Source organism: Castellaniella denitrificans, assembly GCF_027214045.1.
GTDB classification, from domain to species: domain Bacteria; phylum Pseudomonadota; class Gammaproteobacteria; order Burkholderiales; family Burkholderiaceae_B; genus Castellaniella; species Castellaniella denitrificans_A.
On sequence record NZ_JAPWHE010000011.1, the window covers coordinates 40748 to 64883 of the forward strand.

At 66.6% G+C, this 24136-nt stretch carries 17 protein-coding genes and 1 pseudogene; 11 read left to right on the plus strand and 7 right to left on the minus strand.

The genetic code is table 11. The features are described from left to right. Positions 1–70 precede the first annotated feature (70 nt). Together O4H32_RS12970 and purN are read right to left on the minus strand one after the other, a co-directional pair. On the minus strand, positions 71–1306 hold the full coding sequence (locus O4H32_RS12970) for an RsmB/NOP family class I SAM-dependent RNA methyltransferase (protein WP_331284294.1): 1236 nt from the start codon (positions 1304–1306) through the stop codon (positions 71–73). A 208-nt stretch (positions 1307–1514) separates the two neighbouring features. Beyond that, positions 1515–2204, minus strand: coding sequence for a phosphoribosylglycinamide formyltransferase (purN, locus tag O4H32_RS12975; RefSeq protein WP_269359822.1), 690 nt, complete (start codon positions 2202–2204; stop codon positions 1515–1517). A gap of 82 nt (positions 2205–2286) precedes the next feature. Between purN and O4H32_RS12980 the strand changes: the two genes are divergently transcribed. The 11 genes and pseudogenes from O4H32_RS12980 to O4H32_RS13030 all read left to right on the plus strand — a co-directional run. Beyond that, positions 2287–3252 (plus strand): bifunctional riboflavin kinase/FAD synthetase, encoded by a 966-nt coding sequence (locus O4H32_RS12980; RefSeq protein WP_269359824.1) that lies wholly within the window; start codon positions 2287–2289, stop codon positions 3250–3252. Beyond that, a complete protein-coding gene (ileS, locus tag O4H32_RS12985; RefSeq protein WP_407932657.1) occupies positions 3209–6067 on the plus strand; it encodes an isoleucine--tRNA ligase in 2859 nt (952 codons plus the stop codon). The genes O4H32_RS12980 and ileS overlap by 44 nt, the downstream gene beginning before the upstream one ends. Further along, positions 6060–6587 carry a signal peptidase II gene (lspA, locus tag O4H32_RS12990; RefSeq protein WP_269359828.1) on the plus strand — a complete coding sequence of 176 codons (528 nt, stop codon included), beginning with the start codon at positions 6060–6062 and terminating at the stop codon, positions 6585–6587. Before ileS ends, lspA begins: the two co-directional genes overlap by 8 nt. 10 nt (positions 6588–6597) lie before the next feature. Then, complete coding sequence (gene coaBC / locus O4H32_RS12995) at positions 6598–7791, plus strand: bifunctional phosphopantothenoylcysteine decarboxylase/phosphopantothenate--cysteine ligase CoaBC (RefSeq protein ID WP_269359829.1); 1194 nt, start codon at positions 6598–6600, stop codon at positions 7789–7791. A gap of 72 nt (positions 7792–7863) precedes the next feature. Then, positions 7864–8331: a dUTP diphosphatase gene (gene dut, locus O4H32_RS13000; RefSeq protein WP_269359830.1), complete on the plus strand. Its 468-nt coding sequence runs from the start codon at positions 7864–7866 to the stop codon at positions 8329–8331. Positions 8332–8960: 629 nt separating this feature from the next. After that, positions 8961–10103 (plus strand): branched-chain amino acid ABC transporter substrate-binding protein, encoded by a 1143-nt coding sequence (locus tag O4H32_RS13005; protein WP_269359832.1) that lies wholly within the window; start codon positions 8961–8963, stop codon positions 10101–10103. Positions 10104–10214: 111 nt separating this feature from the next. After that, positions 10215–11117 (plus strand): branched-chain amino acid ABC transporter permease, encoded by a 903-nt coding sequence (locus tag O4H32_RS13010; RefSeq protein WP_269359834.1) that lies wholly within the window; start codon positions 10215–10217, stop codon positions 11115–11117. 15 nt (positions 11118–11132) lie between these two features. Further along, positions 11133–12089: a branched-chain amino acid ABC transporter permease gene (locus tag O4H32_RS13015; RefSeq protein WP_269359835.1), complete on the plus strand. Its 957-nt coding sequence runs from the start codon at positions 11133–11135 to the stop codon at positions 12087–12089. Further along, the gene (locus O4H32_RS13020; RefSeq protein WP_269359836.1) at positions 12086–12940 is read left to right on the plus strand and encodes an ABC transporter ATP-binding protein; all 855 of its coding nucleotides are present in this window, start codon (positions 12086–12088) and stop codon (positions 12938–12940) included. The genes O4H32_RS13015 and O4H32_RS13020 overlap by 4 nt, the downstream gene beginning before the upstream one ends. Further along, entirely contained in the window at positions 12937–13650 is a 714-nt protein-coding gene (locus tag O4H32_RS13025; RefSeq protein ID WP_269359837.1) for an ABC transporter ATP-binding protein, read from the plus strand. Before O4H32_RS13020 ends, O4H32_RS13025 begins: the two co-directional genes overlap by 4 nt. 146 nt (positions 13651–13796) lie before the next feature. Then, a pseudogene (locus O4H32_RS13030) lies at positions 13797–14081 on the plus strand (peptidylprolyl isomerase); the annotation flags it as partial. Between the two features lie 213 nt (positions 14082–14294). Here the strand turns inward: O4H32_RS13030 and putA are convergent. From putA to clpA, 5 genes are all read right to left on the minus strand, one after another. After that, positions 14295–18110, minus strand: a complete 3816-nt coding sequence (gene putA / locus O4H32_RS13035; RefSeq protein WP_269359841.1) for a trifunctional transcriptional regulator/proline dehydrogenase/L-glutamate gamma-semialdehyde dehydrogenase — start codon at positions 18108–18110, stop codon at positions 14295–14297. A gap of 108 nt (positions 18111–18218) precedes the next feature. After that, positions 18219–18857 carry a PqiC family protein gene (locus tag O4H32_RS13040; protein ID WP_269359843.1) on the minus strand — a complete coding sequence of 213 codons (639 nt, stop codon included), beginning with the start codon at positions 18855–18857 and terminating at the stop codon, positions 18219–18221. Positions 18858–18878: 21 nt separating this feature from the next. Next, positions 18879–20576, minus strand: a complete 1698-nt coding sequence (locus O4H32_RS13045) for a PqiB family protein (RefSeq protein WP_269359845.1) — start codon at positions 20574–20576, stop codon at positions 18879–18881. Beyond that, on the minus strand, positions 20566–21801 hold the full coding sequence (locus O4H32_RS13050; RefSeq protein ID WP_269359847.1) for a paraquat-inducible protein A: 1236 nt from the start codon (positions 21799–21801) through the stop codon (positions 20566–20568). Before O4H32_RS13050 ends, O4H32_RS13045 begins: the two co-directional genes overlap by 11 nt. Continuing rightward, positions 21798–24116: an ATP-dependent Clp protease ATP-binding subunit ClpA gene (gene clpA, locus O4H32_RS13055; protein ID WP_269359849.1), complete on the minus strand. Its 2319-nt coding sequence runs from the start codon at positions 24114–24116 to the stop codon at positions 21798–21800. The genes O4H32_RS13050 and clpA overlap by 4 nt, the downstream gene beginning before the upstream one ends. Positions 24117–24136 lie beyond the last annotated feature (20 nt).

Consider the following 24136-nt stretch of genomic DNA (forward strand, 5'->3'; position numbering starts at 1 on the left):
CGCGTGGTACTGAAAGATATTTTCAGTTTAGCCCAGGCGGTTTTGCCGCGTCAGCCGTTTTCCGCCCGACTTATTCGGGGGTTCCCTTCGCGCGCTCCATGACGGCGGCGAAAAAACCGTCGGTGCCGTGAACGTCGGGACGCAGCCGCAGATACGGACCGTCCAGCGACACACGGATGTCACGATCCGCCAGGATGGCGCCGGCATCCAGCAGGGAAAATTCCGGATGCCCGGCCAGGAAGGCTTCGACCTGCAGTTCATTTTCCTCCGGAAGGATGCTGCAACTGGCGTAGACCAGCCGCCCGCCCGGCATCACGCAAGCGGCCGCATCGCGCAGGATCGCCGCCTGGGTCTGGCGCAGTTGGGCCAGGGATTCGGGATGCTGGCGCCATTTCAGGTCGGGATTGCGGCGCAGCGTGCCCAGGCCGCTGCATGGCGCGTCCACCAGTACGCGGTGCGCCTTGCCTCGCAGCCGTTTGACGCGCTGGTCGTTGCGTTCCGCGATGGCCACCGGCACGATGTTGGACAGCCCGCTGCGCGCGAAGCGCGGCTTGGCCCGGGCCAGGCGGGCGGCCGACACGTCAAAGGCGTAGAGGCGGCCTGTGGAGCGCATCAGCGCGCCCAGCAGCAGGGTCTTGCCCCCCGCTCCGGCGCAATAGTCGATGACCATCTCGCCGCGCCGGGGCGCCACCAGCGCCGCCAGCAACTGGCTGCCTTCGTCCTGGACTTCGATTTCGCCGCGCTCGAAGGCGCCCCAACGGTTGACGGGCGGGCGTCCCTGGATGCGGATGCCCCAGGGGGAATACGGCGTCGGCCGCGCCGCCCAGCGCGCCTCGGGGCCATCGGCCCAGGCGGCCAGCAGGGCGTCGCGCTCGGCCTTGAGCGGATTGATCCGCAGATCCAGGGGCGCGGGGGTGTTCAGGGCCTGGAGCAGGGATTCGGCATCCGGCAGGGCCGCCAGGCGCTCGTCCAGCCAATCCGGCACGCTGTGGCGCACCGCCCTGGGCAGGCCGGCGGCGGACAGGGACAGGACATGGTCCAGCCAGGCGCGCTCGTGCTCGTCCAGGCCGGTGTCCAGGGTTTCACGCGGCCAGACGGAGGCCAGACCCAGGACCGCCAGGCGCCGCGTGCCCGAACCCGCGCCGATTTCCGCGAACTGCCGATAGCGCCGCAGATGACGCAGCACATCGAAGACCGCCTCGGCGATTTCTCCCCGGTCGCGCATCCCGGCGTTGGCGTGGGCGCGGAACCAGTGCGACAGGACGGCGTCGGCCGGGTATTTCCATTGCAGAGCCTCGCCCAGCACCTGGCGCACCTGCTCGATACGCGCCGCCGCCATCACGTAGGGCCGCGCGGTGGTCTGGCCGCGCGCGGCATCCTTGCCCCGGGACGCCCGGACGTCCCGGCCTTCTTCGCCGCGCGCGGCGCGGGGGCGGTCCGGCGACCCGGAACGGCGTCCGCCGTCGGCGGCGTCCATGCGGGCGCGCGGCCGGGAGCGGGATCCATCCCGCGTGTCATTCCTGCTCATGATGATTCTCCTGGAAAAGGGCCGGACCGGCCCAGGCGCGGTGCGACGCGCCCTCGACCGAGACGCGGCCATCCGTCCCCAGCCGCACGCGGCCCTGCGCCAGCCAGCGCAACGTCTGGGCGTAGACCCGATGTTCGACCGGCAGCAGCCGGGCCGCCAGCGATTCGGGCGTGTCGTCGGCACACACCGGGATGGCGGCCTGGGCGATGATCGGCCCATGATCCAGCACCGGCGTGACGAAATGCACGGTGCAGCCATGCCATTGCACGCCCTGGGCCAGGGCCTGTTCATGAGTATGCAGGCCGGGAAATGCCGGCAACAGCGAGGGGTGGATGTTGACGATGCGGCCATCGAAATGGCGCACGAAATCGGCGCCCAGCACCCGCATGAAGCCCGCCAGCAGGATATAGTCGGGCGCCAGGGCGTCCAGCCGCGTCCGCAAGGCGGCGTCGAAGGCCTCGCGGCTGTCGAAGTCGCGGTGTGCCAGGACTTCGGCGGGCAGGCCGCGCGCGCGCGCCCAGTCCAGCCCCGCCGCATCCGCGCGGTTGGACAGGACGGCACAGATGTCGACGGGCAGGCCTTCGGTGGCGACGGTCTCGGCCAGCGCCTGCATGTTCGAGCCGCGGCCCGAAATCAGGATGGCCACCCGGATCGGCCGGTCGGGGGGGTGCGGCATGCGCAGGGTCTCCAGCAGGAAAGAAGAGGATGCTGCCCGGCGGGAATCCTGGGCATAAACGCAAAATTGTAAACTCTCGCCTGTGAATACCGAATTCCGCCTCTACCGCCACCTGCCCCGGCACGACTCCACGGCCCCCAGCGCCGTGACCATCGGCAATTTCGATGGCGTGCACCGGGGCCATCAGGCCATCCTCGCCCAGGTCCGGGAACAGGCCGCCGCGCTCGGGCTCGTGCCCACCGTGATGACCTTCGCGCCCCACCCGCGCGCTTTCTTCGCACGCAAGGGGCAACGCCCGGAACTGATCCCCACGCAGATCAGTTCCCTGCGCGACAAGACCGTCCTGCTCACCGAACACGGCATGCGCCAGATCGTGATCCAGCGCTTCGACCAGCGCCTGGCCGACATGGGCGCCGAGGACTTCATCCGCGAATTGCTGGTGCGCGGCCTGAACACGCGCTGGCTGCTGGTCGGCGAAGACTTCCGGTACGGCCACAAACGCAGCGGCGACATCGACCTGCTGCGCCGCATGGGGCGGGAGCACGGCTTCGAGGTACGGACCCTGGCCGATGTCGGGGACGACCAGGGCCAGCGCATTTCCAGTTCCGCGCTGCGCACCGCGCTGGCGGTGGGCAATCTGGAACGCAGCGGCGAATTGCTGGGCGCCCCCTACCGCATCGGCGGGCACGTCATCCACGGCCGCAAGCTGGGCCGCGACCTGGGCTTTCCGACGCTGAACCTGCGCGTGCCCGCCCCCTGCGCGGCCCGTTCCGGCATCTACGTGGTGCGCGTCCACGGACTGGACGAACGGCCGCTGCCGGGCGTCGCCAGCCTGGGCGTGCGGCCCACGGTCACCCGCGACGGCGCGCTGTTGCTGGAGACGCACATCCTCGATCGGCGGGTGGACGCCTACGGTAAACTGGTGTGCGTCGAATTCCTCGAATTCCTGCGCGACGAGGAATACTTTCCCGACCTGACCTCCCTGACCGCCGCCATCCGCCAGGATGCGCAAGGCGCTCGCGACTATTTTGCCTCCCATGGACTATAGAGACACCCTGAACCTGCCCGAATCCCCCTTCCCCATGCGCGGCGATCTGCCCAAGCGCGAGCCGGGCTGGATCAAGGAATGGGAGGAAAAAGGCTTGTACAAGCGGCTGCGCGACGCCCGCCGGGGCGAGCCCCTGTTCATCCTGCACGACGGCCCGCCCTACGCCAACGGCAAGATCCACATCGGCCACGCGGTCAACAAGATCCTCAAGGACATGATCGTCAAGAGCCGCCAGCTCGAAGGCTTCGACGCGGTATACGTGCCGGGCTGGGACTGCCACGGCCTGCCGATCGAGAACGCCATCGAAAAACTGCATGGCCGCAATCTGCCGCGCGACGAGATGCAGGCAAAGAGCCGCGCCTTCGCCACCGAGCAGATCGCGCAGCAGATGGTGGATTTCAAGCGCCTGGGCGTACTGGGCGACTGGGATCACCCCTACAAGACCATGAACCATGCGAACGAGGCGCTGGAACTGCGCGCCTTGAAAAAAGTCATGGAACGCGGTTTCGTCTATCGCGGCCTCAAACCCGTGTACTGGTGTTTCGACTGCGCCTCGTCGCTGGCCGAGTTCGAAATCGAATACGCCGACAAGAAAAGCCAGACGCTGGACGTGATGTTTCCGGCCGCCGACCCCGGGAAACTGGCCGCCGCGTTCAACCTGGACCGGCTCGACAAGGACGCGTTCATCGTCATCTGGACGACCACGGCCTGGACCATCCCCGCCAACCAGGCGCTCAACGTCAATCCGGCGCTCGAATACAGCCTGGTCGATACGGAACTCGGCCTGCTCATCGTCGCCTCGGCGCTGGTCGAGAAATGTCTCGAACGCTGGAAACTGCAAGGCCGGGTCGTCGCCACGACCAGGGGCGAAAAGCTCGACCACATGCCCTTCAGGCATCCGCTGGCGCACGTGCACAAGGGTTATGACCGCCTCTCTCCCGTGTATCTGGCCGACTACGCCACGGCCGAGGACGGCACGGGGATCGTGCACTCGTCGCCCGCCTACGGCGTGGACGACTTCAATTCCTGCATGTCCAACGGCCTGGCGTACGAAGGCATCCTCAACCCCGTGCAGGGCCACGGCGTGTACGCGGACGATCTGCCGCTGTTCGGCGGGCAGCACATCTGGAAAGCCGTGCCCGCCATCCTCGACGCGTTGAAATCCGCGGGCCGCCTGATTGACACCACCACCATCACCCACAGCTACCCGCATTGCTGGCGCCACAAGACGCCGGTGATCTACCGCGCCGCCGCGCAGTGGTTCATCCGCATGGACGAGGGCGAGGGCGTGTTCACCGACCCGGCCCAGAAGCCCGCCAAGACCTTGCGCCAGATCGCCCTCGAAGCCATCGAGCAGACCCGCTTCTACCCAGAGAACGGCAGGGTCCGCCTGCGCGACATGATCGCGGGACGCCCCGACTGGTGCATCTCGCGCCAGCGCAGCTGGGGCGTGCCCATTCCCTTCTTCCTGCATGTGGACACGGGCGAACTGCACCCGCGCACCATGGAGATCATCGACCAGGCGGCCGACATGATCGAACAGGGCGGCGTGGAGGCCTGGAGCCGCGTGACGGCCGAGGACATCCTGGGCGCCGAAGACGCCAGGCACTACACCAAGAGCACCGACATCCTGGAAGTCTGGTTCGACTCGGGCTCCACCTTCTGGCACGTGATGCGCGGCTCGCATCCCGCCATGCATCACGACAGCGGCCCCGAGGCCGACCTGTACCTCGAAGGCCACGATCAGCACCGGGGCTGGTTCCACAGCTCCCTGCTGCTGGCCTCGGCCATCTTCGGCCGCGCGCCCTACCGCGGGCTGCTCACCCACGGCTTCACCGTGGACGGCCAGGGCAAAAAGATGAGCAAGTCGCTGGGCAACACGGTGGCGCCGCAGGACGTGAGCGGCAAGATGGGCGCCGAGATCATCCGCCTGTGGGTGGCATCGACCGACTATTCGGGCGACCTGGGCATCGACGACAAGATCCTGGCGCGCGTGGTGGACGGCTACCGCCGCATCCGCAACACGCTGCGCTTCCTGCTGGCCAACACCAGCGATTTCGACGCGGCGACCGACGCCGTGGCCTACGAGGATCTGCTGGAGATCGACCGCTACGCCCTGGCGCGCGCGGCCCAGCTCCAAAAAGAGATCCTCGGCCACTACCAGGTCTATGAATTCCACCCCGTGGTCGCCAAGCTGCAACTGTTCTGCTCCGAAGATCTGGGCGGCTTTTACCTCGACGTGCTGAAGGACCGCCTCTACACCACGGCCCCCAAGAGCCTGGCGCGCCGCAGCGCCCAGACCGCGCTGCACCAGATCACCCACGCGCTGCTGCGCTGGATGGCCCCGTTCCTGTCGTTCACGGCCGAGGAAGCCTGGAAAGTCTTCGGCTCCGGCGACAGCATCTTCCTGGAAACCTTCACCACCCTGCCCGAGGGCGACGAGGCGCTGCGAGCCAAATGGACGCGCATCCGCGAAATCCGCGACCAGGTCAACAAGGACATCGAGGCCGTGCGCGCCGAAGGCAAGGTCGGCGCCTCGCTGCAGGCCGAAGTGACCGTCTCGGCCCAGGCCGAAGACCTGGCCTTGCTGCAATCGCTGGAAGACGACCTGAAGTTCGTCTTCATCACTTCGGCGGCCCGTGCCGTAGCGGGCGATGGCGACCTGGGGGTCGAGGTGCGGGCCACGACACACGAAAAATGCGGCCGCTGCTGGCATCACCGCGCCGATGTGGGCCGGGATCCGGCGCATCCGGAACTGTGCGGCCGCTGCGTGGACAACCTGTACGGCGATGGCGAAGCCCGAGCCCATGCCTGATCCGGCCGCACATCCGCCGGACGGGCGGCGACCGGCCCGCCTGCGACCACTCGCCGGCTGGCTGGCCTGGGCGGCGGTACTGGTCCTGCTGGACCAGCTCACCAAGGCATGGATCTCGGGCACGCTGGACTATGCGCGACGCATTCCCGTGCTGCCCTTCTTCGACCTGACGCTGCTGCACAACACCGGCGCGGCATTCAGCTTCCTGGCCGATGGGGGCGGTGCCCAGCGCTGGCTGTTCACCGGCATCGCCGCGGCGGCGGCCGTTCTGATCCTGCGCTGGCTGTACACTCACCCAACCGAGCGCCTGCTGTGCGCGGCCCTGGCGAGCATTCTGGGCGGCGCCCTGGGCAACGCCATCGACCGCCTGCTGCACGGACACGTCGTGGACTTCCTGCTGTTCTACTGGCGCGACTGGTACTTCCCTGCCTTCAACCTGGCCGACGTGGCCATCACCTGCGGGGCCGCGCTGCTGATCCTGGACGAAATCCTGCGCGCCCGCCGCGCGCGCCCATCCTGAAGGAGGCCCCATGGACCTGTCTGGCAAACGCATCATCCTGGGGCTCACGGGCGGCATCGCCTGCTACAAATCGGCCGAACTGCTGCGCCGCATGCAGGACGAGGGCGCCACCGCGGACGTGGTGATGACCGAGGCCGCCACCCGCTTCATCACGCCGGCCACGATGCAGGCCCTGTCCGGCCGCCCCGTCTGGGTGGACGCCTGGGACGCCCGCATGGACAACCGCATGGCGCACATCAATCTGACGCGCGGCGCTGACGCAGTCCTGGTGGCGCCCGCCAGCACCGATTTCCTGGCCCGCGCCGCGCATGGCCTGGCCGACGATCTGCTGACCACCCTGTGCGTGGCGCGCGGCACGGTCCCGCTGCTGGTCGCGCCGGCCATGAACCACGAAATGTGGACCCATCCCGCCACCCAACGAAACGCAGCGCAGTTGCGCGACGATGGCGTGACGCTGATCGGTCCGGGCGCCGGTCCCCAGGCCTGCGGCGAGACCGGCTCGGGCCGCATGATGGAACCCGACCAGATCCTGCGCGCCCTGATCGCCTTCTTCCAGCCCAAGTCGCTGGCAGGCCGCCGCGTGCTGCTGACGGCCGGCCCCACCAGCGAGACCATCGATCCGGTACGGGTGCTGACGAACCGCTCATCCGGCCGCATGGGCTATGCCCTGGCCCGGGCGGCGGCGGAAGCCGGAGCCCACGTGACCCTGGTGTCCGGCCCGACCGCACTGCCCTGCCCGGACGGTGTCGAACGCATCGCCGTGCGCGGTGCCGCCGACATGCACGCCGCCGTGATGGCGCGGGCTGGCAAGGCCGACCTGTTCATCGCCGTCGCGGCCGTGGCCGATTGGGGCATCGCCAATCCTTCGGACGTCAAGCTCAAGAAACAGCCCGGCGGCCAGCCGCCACGGCTGGACTTCGTTCAGAACCCCGACATCCTGGCCGAAGTCGCCGCCCTGCCCGACGGCCCCTGGTGCGTGGGCTTCGCCGCCGAGACCGACCACCTGGCCGAACACGCCCAGGCCAAGCGCGCCCGCAAGGGCGTCCCCGTCATTGTCGGCAATCTGGCCCAGGACGCCATGGACACGGAAGACACCGAACTGGTGATCTTCGACGAGGCCGGCGCCCATCCTCTGGCCCGTCAGTCCAAGCTGCTGGCCGCCCGGCAACTGATCGCCTGGATCGCCGGGCATCTGCCCCGCTGACTCCCCGACCCACCGCAAACGCGCGCCGCCGGGGCCGCGCGACATCTCTTTTCACCACGGATCCTCATCATCATGCAACGACGACTCATCCAGGCCCGTATCGTCAACCCCCTGCTGGGCACGGACGCGATCCCCCTGCCCGACTACGCCACAGGCGGCTCCGCCGCCCTGGATCTGCGCGCCTGCCTTGAAGCACCGCAGGCACTGGCTCCCGGCGCGCGCCTGCCTGTGCCGACCGGCCTGGCCTTGAATATGATGGATCCCGGCCTGGTGGCGATCGTGGCCTCGCGCTCGGGCCTGTCACTCAAGCATGGGATCCGCGTCGCCCAGGGCATTGGCGTCATCGACGCCGACTATCATGGCGAAATCAAGGTTCTGCTGACAAACGACAGCGACACGCCCTACGACATCCAGCCGGGCGAACGCATCGCCCAACTGCTGTTCCAGCCGGTCGTGCAGGTCGGGCTGCACGTGGTCGAAGCCTTTGCCACGGCCACCGAACGCGGCGAAGGCGGCTTCGGCAGTACCGGCCGCCATTGAATCCCATGACGCGCATCCGGATATTCCCCGTTGAATGCCCGACTGCCCATCCTGAGCGGACTTTTATATCGGGGTTTATACCAATATTCCATAGGGCAAGCCATGTTTCGATTCGACTTTGGCACCCGGTAAAAAATCGGACCGGCGGATCCGGCATTCAGCCAAAAACCATTCGAAAATTTCCCCAATAAGAAATAATCTCTTTTTTTCAATGCGTTGAAATCACTTTCCTGACAGTGCCTCATCGCTTTGCAGTCAGGGTTTATCCCAGTTTTTACAAAAAATATTATCAATATATTATGTAATCAGTCCAGAATGGCTGAATCCGATTGAATATTCCAAGGCGTTCATCTAGGCAATATCCCTGGTTGCACTCGCGGATTTCAGATGGTTATACTTCGCCCGTCTTTCAGGTTGCTCCTTTTCTCCCCAGCGAAGGTTTACCTGATTGACGGGGTTAATCAGAACACCTCGCGCGATTCCGCCGATTTCATCGACGGCAGGATCCGGGAGGACCAGGCCCTCTTTCCATCGAGACAAGGGAATCCCCCGGAAAGAGGCCATTTGCATCGTACGCGCTCTACCCGACCCATCACGCGATTGGATCCGTCACAAAGGAGAATCCAGACATGAGCAGGCTGACCAAACTTTCCACCCTCACCGCAGCGATCCTGCTGGCGACCGGCGCCGGGACGGCGATGGCCGCCGACGGCCCGATCAAGATCGGCGTGCAAGCCCCCATCACCGGCGAATACGCCGCCGAGGGCCAGGGCATCGAGAACGGTGTGCAACTGCTGGTCAAACAGCAGAATGCGGCGGGCGGCCTGCTGGGCCGTCAGATCCAGGTGATCGTGTGCGACGACGAAGGCAAGGCCTCGCAGGCCGCCATCTGCGGTCGCAAACTGGTGAACGAAGGCGTGACCGCGGTGATCGGCACCTACACCAGTGGCGCCGCCCTGGCCGCCGCTCCGATCTATTCCGCCGCCAACGTCATCCAGACCTCCGACGGCACCAGCGACGAGCTGACCCAGCGCGGCTGGAAGACCTTCTTCCGCAACGCGCCGCCCAACAGCGACGAAGCCATCTTCGCCGCCAACTACATGGTCAACGTCAAGAAGTATCAGCGCATCGCGGTGCTGAGCGACCACTCCAGTTACGCCACCGGTCTGGCCCAGAGCGTCAAAAAAGCGGTCCAGGACCAGAAAGGCAACCTCGTGGCCGACGACTTCATCAACGCCGGCACGCAAGACTACAGCGCCGTGCTGACCAAGCTGAAATCCAAGAACCCGGACGCCCTGTTCTTCTCGGGCTACTACACCGACGGCGGCCTGATCCGCGCGCAGATGAAACAGCTCGGCATGAACGCGGCCTTCATCGGCGGCGACGCCAACCAGAACGCGGCCTTCGCCAAGATCGCCGGCAATGCGGCCCAGGGCGCCATCATCGTCAACGTCCCCGCCCCGGAAAACCTGCCCTACCCGGAAGCCAAAAAATTCCTGGCCGACTACACCCAGGCATTCGGCTCGGCGCCTCCCAGCATCTACACCTTCACCAACGCCGACGGCCTGCGCGCGGTCTTCGCCGCCATCGAGGCCACCAAGAGCGTGGACACCTCCAAGCTCATCCCCTGGCTGCATGGCATGAAGCAACCCTTCCCCGGCCTGACCGGCCCCTTCAACTGGGATGACAAGGGCGAACGCATCGGCAGCCCGATGTCCGCCTTCGAAGTCCAGGCCGACGGCAGCTACAAGACCGTCTATCCGACGAACTGAGCCCGCCGTCCCTGACAGCGCCCGCGCCTCCGGCCGGGCGCCGTCCTTTACGCAGCGCCCGGCTTCGAACGGCGCGCCCGCCGCGAAGCGGCTCTCTCTGGAAACCGATCGATGGACTTTATCCTCCAGCAATTCATCAATGGGGTGACGGTCGGCGGCATCTACGCGCTGATCGCGCTGGGCTACACCATGGTCTACGGGGTGCTCAAGCTGATCAACTTCGCCCACGGCGACCTGTGCATCCTGGGCGCCTTCATCGGCCTGACCACCCTGACCTCCGGCGTCTTCGGCGGCCTGTCCACGCCGGTCCTGCTGATCCTGGCATTCCTGATCGCCATGATCGTCGTGGCCGTGGCCGGCACGCTGCTCGACCAGTTCGCCTACAAGCCTCTGCGCAAGGCGCCGCGCCTGTCGGCCGTGGTGTCCGCCCTGGGCGCCTCGATGCTGATCCAGAACGGCATCATGCTGATCTGGGGCCCGAACGTCCAGGTCTTTCCCGACAACCTCCTGCCCAACATCAACTGGGAGATCGGCGGCGCCCACATCAGCTTCGTCCAGTTGCTGATCATCGTCGGCGCCTTCGTGCTGATGGCCGCGCTGTACTTCTTCGTGCACCATACCCGCGTGGGCACCGCCATCCGCGCCACCGCCATCGATCAGGACGCCGCGCGCCTGATGGGGGTCAACGTCAACCGCGTGATCGCCATGGTCTTCATCATCGGCCCCGTCCTGGGCGCAGTGGGCGGCCTGTTCATCGGCCTTTACTATCGCCAGACCTACTTCACCATGGGCTGGTCCTACGGACTGAGCGCCTTCATCGCAGCCATCATCGGCGGCATCGGCAACATTCCCGGCGCCATGCTGGGCGGCCTGCTGCTGGGCCTGTTCAATGCCTTCGCCGCCGGCTACGTCTCCAGTTCCTGGCAGGACGCCATTACCTTCGCCCTGCTGATCGCCATCCTGCTGGTGCGCCCCACCGGCCTGCTGGGCGAACGCGTCGCGGAAAAGGTGTAACCCATGGACAAAAACATGAACCAAGCCTCCAGGGCCACTTCCACAGGCACGACCCGCGCATTGCGCCTGGCCGGCCCCGCGCTGTGGATCCTGGGCCTGCTGATCCCGCAGTTGCTGTCGCCCGCATGGATCACCATCGGCGGCATCTTCGCCATCTACGCCATCGTCGCCCTGTCCCAGGACATCGTCCTTGGCCGGGCTGGAATGTACGACATGGGCCACGCGGTCTTCTTCGGCATCGGTGCCTATACCTGCGCGATCCTGTCGCTGTCCTTCAACTGGCCCGTCCTCTGGACCATCCCGGTGGCGATCGTGCTGGCCGCGGCTCTGGGCGCCATTCTGTCGGCGCCCATCGTCAAGCTGCGCGGCGACTACCTGCTGGTGGTCACGATCGGTTTCAACGCTATTTTCGTGCTGGCCATGCAGAACAATCTGTTCGGCCTGACCGGCGGCGCCGACGGGCTGTTCGGCGTCGGCGGTCCGACGCTCTTCGGGCAGATGTTCGGCACCCAGAGCGACCTGTTCTATCTGAACTGGGTCGTCCTGGCCGTGGTGCTGTGGCTGATGGGCAACCTGGACCGCTCTTCCCTGGGACGCACGTTCCGCTACATCAAGCACGATGAACTGGCGGCCACCACCCTGGGGGTCAACGCCCGCAACTACAAGGTCGCCGCCTTCGCCCTGGCGGCCGGCATCGCCGGGCTGGCCGGCACGCTGTTCGCCATGCAGCTATCGGCCGTCAGCCCGGGCTCATTCCGCTTCACCGATTCGGTGGTGCTCTTCGCCATCGTGCTGGTTGGCGGCCAGGCCTCCGTGCCCGGCGTGCTGCTGGGTACCGCCATGATGTTCGTGGTGCCGCAGATCTTCACCGAATTCGCCCAATACCGCTATCTGGCCTTCGGCGTGGCGATGATCCTCGTCATGATCCTGCGTCCGCAAGGCATCTGGCCGGCTCGCAAGGGGATCATATGAACACAGCCGTTTCCAGCCCGCCGTCCGCCGACGCCGGGTCCGACATCCTTCTCGAACTCGACGGCATCGGCATCAGCTTCGGCGGCCTGCGCGCGGTCGACAACCTCAGCTTCAAGGTCCGGCGAGGCGAAATCGTCGGCCTGATCGGCCCCAACGGCGCCGGCAAGACCACGGTGTTCAACATGATCACCGGGGTCTACCGGCCCACCGACGGCCATATCCGCTGGCATGGCCGCGAGATCACCGGTCTCGCGCCGCATCGCATCGCCGAAGCCGGCATCCGCCGCACCTTCCAGACCATCCGCCTGTTCCAGGACATGACGGTGCTGGAAAACGTGATCGCCGGCCAGCACCTGCGAATGCGCCAGTCCTGGTGGCAAGGCCTGTTGAATACGCCCGCCCAACGCCGCGAAGAACGCGAGCTGGTCGAACGCGCCATGACGGTGCTGGGCCAGCTTGACCTGACCGACGTGGCCCACGAGATCGCCACGTCACTGCCCTACGGCGCCCAGCGCCGCGTCGAGATGGCCCGCACGCTGGTCGCCGATCCCGAGCTCATCATTCTGGACGAACCGGCCGCCGGCTTGAACGAACAGGAGTCGGCCGGCCTGAACGAGACCATCCGGGCCATCCGCGACGCCGGCGTCACCGTGATCCTGGTCGAACACGACATGAGCGTGGTGATGAACGTCACCGACAATATCGTCGTGATCAACTTCGGCAAGAAGATCGCCGAGGGCAAGCCCGCCGAAATCCGCAGCAATCCGCTCGTCATCGAGGCCTATCTGGGTCAGGACGACGATGAGGACGATCCGCTGATGAACGCCGCACAAGACCAGGTGAACGCATGACCGCTCCTCTGCTCCAGATCGAAGACCTGCGCGTCAGCTACGGTCACATCCAGGCCCTCAAGGGCATTTCCCTGCATGTTCAGGAAAAAGAGGTCGTGGCCATCCTGGGAGCCAACGGCGCCGGCAAGACCACGCTGATGCGCACGCTCAGCGGCCTGATCACGCCGCAATCGGGCAAGATCACTTTCGCCGGGCACGATACCACCCGCATGGGAGCCGATCGCATCGTGCGCCTGGGTATCGGCCAATCCCCCGAAGGCCGCCGCGTATTCGGCACTCTGTCCGTAGCGGAAAACCTGCGCATGGGCGGCTTCACGCGCCCGACCGCCGAGATCGATGAAAGCTGTGAACACGTCTACAGGATCTTTCCGCGCCTGCACGAACGCCGCGACCAGCTCGCCGGTACGCTGTCGGGCGGCGAACAGCAGATGCTGGCCATCGGCCGCGCCCTGGTGACCAAACCGCGCCTGCTGCTGCTGGACGAGCCCAGCCTGGGTCTGGCCCCGATCATCGTGCGCAATATCTTCCAGGTGCTGCGCGAAGTGCGTGATACCGGCGTCACGATCCTGATCGTGGAACAGAACGCCCGCATGGCGCTGAAACTGGCCGACCGCGGCTACGTGCTGGAGGTCGGCAAGCTGTCGCATGAGGGCTCCTCGCGCGAGCTGCTGTCCTCGCCGGAGATCCAGGCCGCGTATCTGGGGCATTGAGCCCGAGGGACGGGGCCTGGCGACAGGCCTTGTCCGCCCCGCAATGCCACCGGACGGCCCAGCGGGGCCGTCCTTTTTTCCGCGGTGTTCGGGTTAAGCTATGGGCTTGACGTTCGAATCCCACCGCTCAATCACATAGGAAAACCCTCATGACCCAAGCATCCGCCCGCCACATCCTGGTCGACAACGAAGCACAATGCCTGAAGCTGAAGGCCGACATCGAAAGCGGCGCCGACTTCGCGGCCATCGCCCGCGAACATTCCAGTTGCCCGTCCAGCCGCGACGGCGGCAACCTGGGCACCTTCGGTCGCGGCCAGATGGTGCGCGAATTCGACGAGGTCGTCTTCAGCGCACCAGTGGGCGTGGTCCAGGGCCCCGTCCGCACCCAGTTCGGCTACCACCTGGTGGAAGTAACCGACCGTCAGGACTGAGCGGCATCGGTCTCCCCACGACAAAAAGGGCTCCTCGGAGCCCTTTTTGTCGTGGGGGACTCGACCAGAGCCCCTCCACCTCGCCGCTTGCAAGCGGCTCGGATTCGACAGGCGAGGAAGCCCAAAGCCGGGGCATCCCTCCACCTCGCCGCTTGCAAGCGGCTCGGATTCGACAGGCGAGGAACAGTCCGCAGGGACTGTTCCTCGCCTGTCTCATCCAACCATCATCAGGCTGGCGTTTCCGCCGGCGGCGGCGGTGTTGACGCACACCGAGACCTCGCGGACCAGCATTTCCAGCGGATAGGCCTTGCCAGCGGCCAGTTCGTCGGCGCGACGCGCCAGGATCGGCACGATCGGTCCTGGACGGCCGACAAGCGCTCGGGACAAGGCCTGCAGATCGTCGCTGTCGCCCTCGTAGAGCACCGCCTGGAAATCGGCCGTGACGGCGGCGTCCGCCGCCACCCAGCGCACGGCGGCGTCCGCCGCCACCCAGCGCACGGCGGCGCCCGCCGGCCGCGCCGCGTGGAAAGCGCGCGCCTCGGGATGGTCCACCCACAGCGTATCGTTACCCGTGCGGTGACAGGCTTCCATCTGCGCCTGGGCGCCGGCCACACTGGCGGCATGGCACAGCACCGTGCCGCGTGGCTTCAGGTGATACTGGTTGGTCTCGCCGGTGGGACCGGGCAGCGTCAGCGGCCGGGCGCCCTTGCCCACGACACCCTCGACCGGCAGGGAACTGGGGAGGTCGGCCAGCAGGCGATGCAGATACAGGGGCCCGCCGGCCTTCGGACCGGTACCCGACAGGCCCTCGCCGCCGAAGGGTTGGACACCCACAGTCGCACCGACGATATTGCGGTTGACGTAGATATTGCCCGCATGAATGCGTTCGGTGACGTGGCGGACGGTCTCGTCCAGACGGGTATGGACGCCGAAGGTCAGGCCATAGCCACGCTCGTTGATGGCGTCGATCACCGCGTCGAGATCCTGGCGGCGATAGCGCAGCACGTGCAGGACGGGGCCGAAAACTTCACGCTCCAGTTCGGCGATGTCGGAGATTTCAATCAGGGTCGGCGCGACAAAGGTGCCGAAGCGCGTCTGCTCCGCGTCGAGCGGGTACCGGTCGACCGCATGGCCGGCCGCCCGCATGGCCTGAACGTGGCGTTCGATCACCGCCTGGGCCTCCGCATCGATCACCGGACCGATGTCGGTCGACAACAGTTCGGGACGCCCCACGCGCAGTTCTTTCATGGCGCCGCGCAGCATCTCCAGCGTACGGTCGGCGCAGTCTTCCTGCACGCACAATATGCGCAGCGCCGAACAGCGTTGGCCCGCCGAATCGAAGGCCGAACTGAGCACGTCGTACACGACCTGCTCGGTCAGGGCCGAAGAATCCACGATCAGGGCATTCTGCCCACCGGTTTCGGCGATCAGGGGAACAGGATGGCCGGCCCCGTCCAGGCGGTCCGCCAGTGTGGCGGCGATCAGCCGCGCAACCTCGGTCGAACCAGTGAACATGACGCCGCGCACCGCCGGGCTGGCGACCAGGGCCGCGCCGACGGTCTCGCCCCGGCCCGGCAGCAACTGGACCGCGTCGGCGGAAATACCGGCGCGATGCAGCACCGACACGCCGTAGGCGGCGATCAGCGCGGTCTGCTCGGCCGGCTTGGCCAGCACGACATTGCCCGCAGCCAGGGCCGCCGCCACCTGGCCGGTGAAGATCGCCAGCGGGAAGTTCCAGGGGCTGATGCACAGCACGGGTCCGAGGGGCCGGTGGCTGTCGCTGGAGAAGGATTCTTCGATGCGCACCGCGTAATAACGCAGGAAATCGACGGCCTCGCGGACCTCGGCGACGGCGTTGGGGAAGGACTTGCCCGCTTCGCGCACGATCAGTCCGATGGCCGACTGCATTTCGTCTTCCATCAACTGCGCGGCATGCCGCAGGCACTGCGCCCGCTCCGCGGCCGGCGTGGCCTGCCAGATCGGCGCCGCGTATTCGGCCCGACGCAAGGCGGCCTGGACATCGTCCGCGTCGGCCTCGACCACCTGGCCGACCACATCGCGGCGGTCCGCCGGATTGAGGACGGTCAGGGCGCGCTCGTCACGCCATTCACCGGCAGGCCCGGCGCGCCACATCTGCGTCGCGCTGCCCAGCAGGGCTGCCGCCAGCGAACCCAGGCGGTGTTCATTGCTGAGATCCAGGCCGGCCGAGTTGGCGCGGTCCTCGTGCGCCCGGTACAGGTCGCGCGGCAGTGGAATGCGATCGTGCGGCGCACCCAGCGGCTGGACGGCGCGGGCCTTGCGGACCGGGTCGGCCACCAGCGCGTCGATGGGCAGGTCGCGATCGCCGATCTGGTTGACGAAGGAGGTGTTGGCGCCATTTTCCAGCAATCGACGCACCAGATACGCCAGCAGGGTCTCGTGCGTGCCGACGGGGGCGTAGACGCGACAAGGCCGGCTCAGACGGCCCTTGGCGACCGGCCCGACGACTTCTTCGTACAGGGGTTCTCCCATGCCGTGCAGACACTGGAATTCATACTGGCCGGGATAGTAGTTCTCGCCGGCCATGTGGTAGATCGAGGCCAGCGTCTGGGCGTTGTGCGTGGCGAACTGGGGAAAGACGGCTTCCGGAGCGGACAGCAGCTTGCGCGCACAGGCCAGGTACGACACGTCGGTATGGATCTTGCGCGTGTAGACCGGGTAGCCTTCCAGGCCGTCGACCTGCGCGCGCTTGATCTCGGAATCCCAATAGGCCCCTTTGACCAGGCGGACCATCAGGCGATGCTTGCTGCGACGCGCCAGGTCGATCACGAAGTCGATCACGAAAGGCGCGCGCTTCTGGTAGGCCTGGATCACGAAGCCGATGCCGTTCCAGCCCCTCAGGCGCTCGTCGAAACACAAGGCCTCCAGCAGATCCAGCGACAGTTCCAGGCGGTCTGCCTCTTCCGCGTCGATATTCAGACCGATGTCGTAACGGCGCGCCAGCGCGGCCAGCTCGACCATGCGCGGCAGCAGTTCGTCCATTACCCGGTCGCGCTGAGCGCGGGAATAGCGCGGATGCAAGGCCGAGAGCTTGATGGAGATGCCGGGGCCTTCGTAGATCCCACGTCCCTGCGAGGCCTTGCCGATGGCGTGGATGGCCTGCTGATAGGACTGAAAATAGCGTTCGGCGTCCTGCGCCGTCGTGGCGGCCTCGCCCAGCATGTCGTAGGAATAGCGGAAGCCGATGTCCTCGAACTTGCGGCTGTTGGCCAGAGCGGATGAAATCGTCTGGCCCGTGACGAACTGCTCGCCCATCAGGCGCATGGCCATGTTCACGCCGCGCCGGATCAGGGGCTCGCCGCCTTTGGCGATGAGGCGCGTCAAGGCTTGGGACAAGTTCTGTTCGCTGTTGACGCTGACCAGCTTGCCGGTCACCAGCAGCCCCCAGGTGGCGGCGTTGACGAACAGCGAGCGGGATTCGCCCACGTGCGCGCGCCAGTCGCCATGGCTGATCTTGTCGCGGATCAGCGCGTCGCGCGTGGCCTGGTCGGGAATGCGCAGCAAGGCCTCGGCCAGACACATCAGGGCGACGCCTTCCTGGCTGGACAGGGAGAATTCCTGGATCAGGCCCTCCACCCCCCCGCCCTTGCGCTTGTCACGCAGGGTCTGGACCAGCCGGCGGGCCAGCGCTTCGACCTGATCGGGCTGCGACGACTCGGCCAGGTCCACCAGCATGGCCACGCATTCCGGCTCCGGACGACGATAAGCGGCGGTGATGGCGGCACGCAGCACGGACTGCGGCAGGACTTCCTGTGCGAACTCATGAAACGGCGCCAATGGTTCGGGTTCTACCGGATGTTCCACTGCGGGCTCGCCTTCCGGACGGCGGTCGATTTCCGCAGGCAACTGACCGCGCTCGATGGCCTCGATGTAGCTCAGCAGGGCCTGCTTGTGCAGCCAGTGCGGCGTGCAACCCAGTGAATCCGCCAGAGCCCGCAAGCGCTCACGCAGCGCCTCATCGACCTTCACACCCAGGGTTACAGTAGCCATGTTCGAGGTATTCCACGTTGGTAGCGTCGACTGGGGAAACCAGTCCGGATCAGGCGCCATGCTAGAGGGTTGCACCTGAATCCGCCATTATGGTTAACCCGAAAACAGTCAGGTGCAACCAAATTCTGACACGGTTGTTTTTCCTTGTAAATCTACAGGTTGCCCCAAAGCCACGGCCGAGATCAGCGTCGCCAGGTCATCCAGCGCCCGGCGCTGGGTCTCCACCAGTGCCGCCACGCCTTCGCCGGCGGGCAGTCGCACCGAGGCCCGGCAGAACCGGGGACGATCGGCGCCCGGCGCACGGTCCGTCCAGTCCGCGTCCAGCGCCACGAAACGTCCCCAGACCATGTCGAAGCGGTCGATCCGCACCTCGACACGCCGGGCCGGCAGGGTCGCCGCGCCCGGGAGACGGCGCAAGTCCACGGCGCCCAGGCGGCGGCCGACATCAAAAGCCAGCGCATCGCGGATCTGATCCACCAACGGCGCCGCCCAGAGCGAATCGTTCAGCACCTGCACCGCGGGATCCCGTGCGGGATCGCGCACCACCAGCTGGGGCCGTTCGACCTCGGCCGGAATCCCCGCCACCGAAAGCAACAGGCCTGTGCCCACCGCCTGGTTGACGTCTCCGGACGCCGCCCGGTCCGTCGCGGAAGCGGCGAGACTGTAGTGACGGGGTGGCGGCGCCGCGCAGCCCGCCAGCAGGACCGCGAGACTCAAGCGGCATCCCCATGCAAGGATCTTTTTCATGATGCGGTCCTCATCGGTGTCTCAACGCAGCGCATCGGGTGCCCGCCCACGGATCAGCGTGTCGGGACGGGCCTGCAGCGTATCGGACAGCAGGCGCAGCGCGCGCGCCGCCCGATCCAGTTCGCCCAGGGTGTCTCGCAGCCCGCCCAGCAGAGGTGCGTCGGGGGCCAGCACCTCGCCGATCCGGTCCAGCGAGGCGCTGGCGGAGGTCAGCGCCCGGGTCGCCTGGGGCGCCACCTGAGTGTCCAGTCGCCGCAGCAGGCGGTTCAAGGACTCCAGGGTGCCGCGCAGGTCGCGGCCGATCGCCTCGATCGGCACCTTGTCCAGCTTGGTGACGATATTGCCGATCTGCCCCTGGAGGCGATCGAAATCCCCCTGTACCGTGGGCACCAGGAACCCCTTGGGATTGGAAGAGTCGCCGGGGATGTCAGGCGCCGCATGGGCCTGGCCGGGGAAGAAATCCAGGGCCACATACTGCTGGCCGGTCAGGAGGCTGGCGGTGCGCAGCTGGGCCCGCAGGCCGCGCTCGATCAGCGGCCGCAGCAAGGCCTCGCCCAGGCGGCCGTCCGACGCATCGGCCAGATCACGATAGGCTTCGCTGAACCGCATCGGATAGAGCTGGGCCCGAACCCGGGAATAGAAACGGCGACGCGCGCGGTCGAACTCGAGATCGATGTCGATCACCTTGCCGATCGACATCCCGCGGAAATCGACGTCCGCCCCGACACGCAGCCCTCGGACCGATTGGTCGAAACGCAGCTCGATCGGCACTGGATCGCCATCCGGATCGGCCAGGGCTGCGTCACGCGTACCGAACAGCCGATACACGCTGCCGGCGGCGGCCGGCGCGTTGTCGACGACGCCGTCATAGGAACTGGATTCGTCCGCCTGGGCGAAGGCGATGCCGCCATTCAGGATCGCCGACAGACCGCTGGTGCGTATCTGGACGCCATCGGGCGACACCGACATGTCCACGCCGCTGTCGTTCCAGAAGCGCGTGTCCGGCGTCACGTAGCGGTCGTAGGGGGCTTCGACGAAGATATGCAACTTGATCGAGCGGCCATCGGGCGCCATGTCGTAGCTGACGACGCGGCCAACCTCGATGCGGCGGTAGTGGATGCGAGACCCGACCCGCAATGAGCCGAGCGAATCCGCGTGCAACACGAACCGTGTGCCGACCTGGCCACTCAGCACCTCCGGCGGATTGACCAGCCCCTTGAAATCGCGGACCGTCGCACCCTTGGATCGCGTCGTGGGCGCATCCACGTTGATGTAGACCCCGGACAGCAGCGTGTCCAGGCCCGAAACCCCCGCAAGGCTGACCTGAGGGCGGACGATCCAGAACTTGGAATCCTTCTGCGTGATGTATTCCGACCCCTGGCGCCTGAGCTGCACATCCACCAGCACATGCTGGCGGTCCCCCGCCACGCGTACGTCCGACACATCCCCCACCACCACATCGCGATAGCGCAGCTTGGTCTGACCGGTCTCGATGCCTGCCGCCGACAGGAAGCTGATCGTGATCACCGGACCGTTGCGGACCCAGACCGACGCCAGCAGGGACAACCCGACCGCCACCGCCAGCAGCGGCACCAGCCAGACCCAGGACCAGCGCAGCGAACGGCCTGGCCGGATGACGGGCGCCTGGACATCAGCGGCGGGCCGCGAGGCGTCCGCCGGATCGTCCGGCTTCTGGGTGGGCTGGTCCTCAGTGTCCATGGGTCTCCTTGACTGGCCGGGCATCCCGCAGGGCATCCCAGCCTCGACGCGGATCATAGCGCATGGCCGCCGCCATCGTAAGCACGACCACGGCGCCGAAGTTCAGGGCCGCAGGCCCGACGCTGATCCGGGACAGGCCCGGAAAGTTGGCCATGGCCGCCATCAGGACGACCACGAAAACGTCCAGCATGGACCACTGTCCGACGAATTCGACCGCGGCATACAGCCGCGTGCGCTGCCGCTGAATCCTCGCGTCCAGAGGGCGATCGCGCAGCAACAGAAAAGCCAGGGCCAGCAGCTTGGTCACCGGCACCAGCACACTGGCGACGAAAACGATGATGGCCAGGTCCCAGGAGCCATAGCGCCAGAGCTCGATCACGCCGCCCAGGATGGTGTGCTCGCTGCGGCTCATCACCGTCCGGACCTCCATGATCGGCAGGACATTGGCCGGAATGTAGAACACGGCCGCCGCCAGCAGCAGTGCCCAGACCTGCGTTGCGCTGCCATGACGCGCATGGCCCATCGCCGCCCCGCAGCGCAGGCAAAGGCCGGACACCTGCGCCGCCTGGACGCAGCCGCAGGCGTCGCACACCCTGCCCCGACCCTGAGCGCCGGACACAGGCACCAGGCCGGCGTCCTCGGCCTGGCGCCACAAGGCGCGCGCGTCCCATCGCCCCAACCCGGTCAGCAGGAAGCAAAGCGCAAGAAACCCCAGCATTCCGGGTTCCACCTGCAGGCGCGCCAGGCCGGCGATCTTGACGACGGACACCAGAATGGCCAGGATCAGCACCGTCGCCATGGACCACGGGGCCAGACGCCCCAGCAGACGCAGCGTCGGCCCCAGGTCGGGCGGCAGACGTCGCGACGCGATCGCCTGCATCACCCATAGCGTCAACGCAATCTGCAACAGAGGAAGCCAGAACCCGGCCAGCCCTGTCATGATCGAGACGCCGTAATAACCGCGGTCCCAGCACAGACGCAGCGCCTGCCAATACGTCAGACTGAGCTCCAGGCCCTGGACCGACAGACGGACGATGGGAAACCACTGGGCGATGGCGAACACGGCCAGGCAGGTCCAGCCCAGCGCCACCCATTGATCCAGGGAAAGCCAGCCGCGCCGGTATAACACCGCGCCACAGCAGCTGCAATCGGCCCGGCCGCGCACGCCCGGTTCCAGCCGGACATGCAGCGTGTCGCAATGCGGGCAGGCGATCAGGGGCCTCAATCCACGAGCTCGGGCTCAGGCCTTGAAGGCTCGGGCACGGTCCCCGCGCCCTCGCCGCCCTCGGGGAAATTCAGCACGACCTGTTCCCGGGCATCCAGATCGACCTCGACCCGTCCGCCATGCACCAGGCGGCCGAACAGCAATTCGTCGGCCAGCGCCCGGCGGATGGTGTCCTGGATCAACCGCTGCATGGGACGCGCACCCATGGCCGGATCGAATCCGGCCCGTGCCAGATAGTCGCGCAGCGCCTGGGTGAACAACACATCGACATGCTTGTCGTGGAGCTGATCCTCCAGTTGCATGAGGAACTTGTCCACGACCTGCAGGATGACCTCGCGCGGCAACGGTGCAAAGCCGATGATCGCGTCCAGCCGGTTGCGGAACTCGGGTGTGAACTGGCGCTTGATCTCGGCCATCTCGTCGCCCGCGCGCTGCGGCGTGGCGAAGCCGATGGCGTTGCGGTTCAAGGTATCGGCGCCCGCGTTGGTGGTCATCACCAGGATCACGTTACGGAAATCGGCCTTGCGTCCGTTGTTGTCGGTCAAGGTGCCATGATCCATGACCTGCAGCAGAATGTTGTAGACGTCCGGATGCGCCTTTTCGATTTCGTCGAGCAGCAGCACGCAATGCGGCTGCTTGCTCACGGCCTCGGTCAGCAGGCCGCCCTGGTCGAAGCCGACGTAGCCCGGCGGCGCGCCGATCAGGCGCGACACGGTATGGCGCTCCATGTATTCGGACATGTCGAAGCGCAGCAGCTCGATCCCCAGGACGAAAGCCAACTGGCGCGCGACCTCGGTCTTGCCGACGCCCGTCGGGCCGGAAAACAGGAAGCAGCCGATGGGCTTGTCGGGACGCCCCAGGCCCGAGCGCGCCATCTTGATCGAGGCGGCCAGCGCGGCAATGGCCTGATCCTGTCCGAACACCACGGCCTTCAGATCGCGCTCGAGCGTGGCGAGCTTGTTGCGATCGTCCGTGGACACATTCTGCGGCGGGATGCGCGCGATGCGCGCCACGGTGGACTGGATCTCGGCGCGGCCGATGAGCTTCTTCTGGCGAGACTTGGGCAGCAGGCGCTGGGCGGCGCCGGCCTCGTCGATGACGTCGATGGCCTTGTCGGGCAGGAAACGGTCGCTGATGTGGCGCGCGGCCAGCTCCGCCGCCGCCGTGATGGCCGCCCCCGAATAGCGCACCTGGTGGTGAGCTTCGAAGCGCGCCTTCAGGCCGCGCAGGATCCGGATGGTCTGCTCGACCGTCGGCTCGGGGATGTCGATCTTCTGGAAACGCCGCGCCAGCGCGTGATCCTTTTCGAAGACCCCCCGGTATTCAGTGTAAGTGGTCGCGCCGATGCATTTCAGATGGCCGGAGGACAGCGCCGGCTTGAGCAGATTGGAAGCGTCCAGCGTCCCGCCCGATGCCGAGCCCGCACCAATCAGCGTATGGATCTCGTCGATGAACAGCACCGCGTGGCGGTTGTCCTTCAGGGCCTTGAGCACCAGCTTCAGGCGCTGTTCGAAATCACCCCGGTATTTGGTGCCCGCCAGCAGCGCGCCCATGTCCAGCGCGTAGACCTGGGTTTCGTGCAAGACCTCGGGCACATCGCCCTGGGTGATGCGCCAGGCCAGACCCTCGGCGATGGCCGTCTTGCCGACCCCGGCCTCGCCCACCAGCAGAGGATTGTTCTTGCGCCGGCGGCACAGCACCTGGATGACGCGCTCGACCTCGTCCTCGCGGCCGATCAGCGGATCGATGCGGCCCTTGAGGGCCTCGGCGTTGAGATCGGTGGCATAGGTTTCCAGGGGAGACTTCTGCTGTTCGGATTTCGGGTCGGCGGCCGGCGGCTCCAGACGCGGGCTGTCCGCGGCCGGGGGCTCCTCGGAGACTTTGGTGATGCCGTGTGACAGGTAGTTGACCACGTCCAGACGGGACACGCCCTGCTGCACGAGGAAATACACCGCGTGCGAATCCTTTTCACCATACATGGCGACCAGCACGTTGGCGCCGGTCACGGCGTTCTTGCTGGACCCGTTGGAGGATACGTGCATGATGGCGCGCTGGATGACGCGCTGAAATCCCAGCGTAGGCTGGGTGTCGACATCGCCCTCGCCGGGGAAGACCGGCGTGTTCTCGACAATGAATTTGCGCAGATCCTGGCGCAGCAATTCGATGTCCGCCGCGCAGGCGCGCAGGACTTCGACGGCCGAGGTGTTGTCCAGCAGGGACAGCAGCAGGTGCTCCACGGTGATGAATTCGTGTCGGGCGGCGCGGGCCTCGACGAACGCCATGTGCAGGCTGACTTCGAGCTCTTCGGAAATCACGCTTCCTCCATTGCATATCG

Bases quoted from the DNA above. Each gene is read 5' to 3' on its own strand.
- O4H32_RS13045 (WP_269359845.1), bottom strand. From the start codon at position 20,576: ATGGACACTGAGGACCAGCCCACCCAGAAGCCGGACGATCCGGCGGAC.
- O4H32_RS13025 (WP_269359837.1), top strand. From the start codon at position 12,937: ATGACCGCTCCTCTGCTCCAGATCGAAGACCTGCGCGTCAGCTACGGT.
- purN (WP_269359822.1), bottom strand. From the start codon at position 2,204: ATGCCGCACCCCCCCGACCGGCCGATCCGGGTGGCCATCCTGATTTCG.
- coaBC (WP_269359829.1), top strand. From the start codon at position 6,598: ATGGACCTGTCTGGCAAACGCATCATCCTGGGGCTCACGGGCGGCATC.
- O4H32_RS13015 (WP_269359835.1), top strand. From the start codon at position 11,133: ATGAACCAAGCCTCCAGGGCCACTTCCACAGGCACGACCCGCGCATTG.
- dut (WP_269359830.1), top strand. From the start codon at position 7,864: ATGCAACGACGACTCATCCAGGCCCGTATCGTCAACCCCCTGCTGGGC.
- lspA (WP_269359828.1), top strand. From the start codon at position 6,060: ATGCCTGATCCGGCCGCACATCCGCCGGACGGGCGGCGACCGGCCCGC.
- putA (WP_269359841.1), bottom strand. From the start codon at position 18,110: ATGGCTACTGTAACCCTGGGTGTGAAGGTCGATGAGGCGCTGCGTGAG.
- ileS (WP_407932657.1), top strand. From the start codon at position 3,209: ATGCGCAAGGCGCTCGCGACTATTTTGCCTCCCATGGACTATAGAGAC.
- O4H32_RS13010 (WP_269359834.1), top strand. From the start codon at position 10,215: ATGGACTTTATCCTCCAGCAATTCATCAATGGGGTGACGGTCGGCGGC.
- O4H32_RS13040 (WP_269359843.1), bottom strand. From the start codon at position 18,857: ATGAAAAAGATCCTTGCATGGGGATGCCGCTTGAGTCTCGCGGTCCTG.
- O4H32_RS13020 (WP_269359836.1), top strand. From the start codon at position 12,086: ATGAACACAGCCGTTTCCAGCCCGCCGTCCGCCGACGCCGGGTCCGAC.
- O4H32_RS13005 (WP_269359832.1), top strand. From the start codon at position 8,961: ATGAGCAGGCTGACCAAACTTTCCACCCTCACCGCAGCGATCCTGCTG.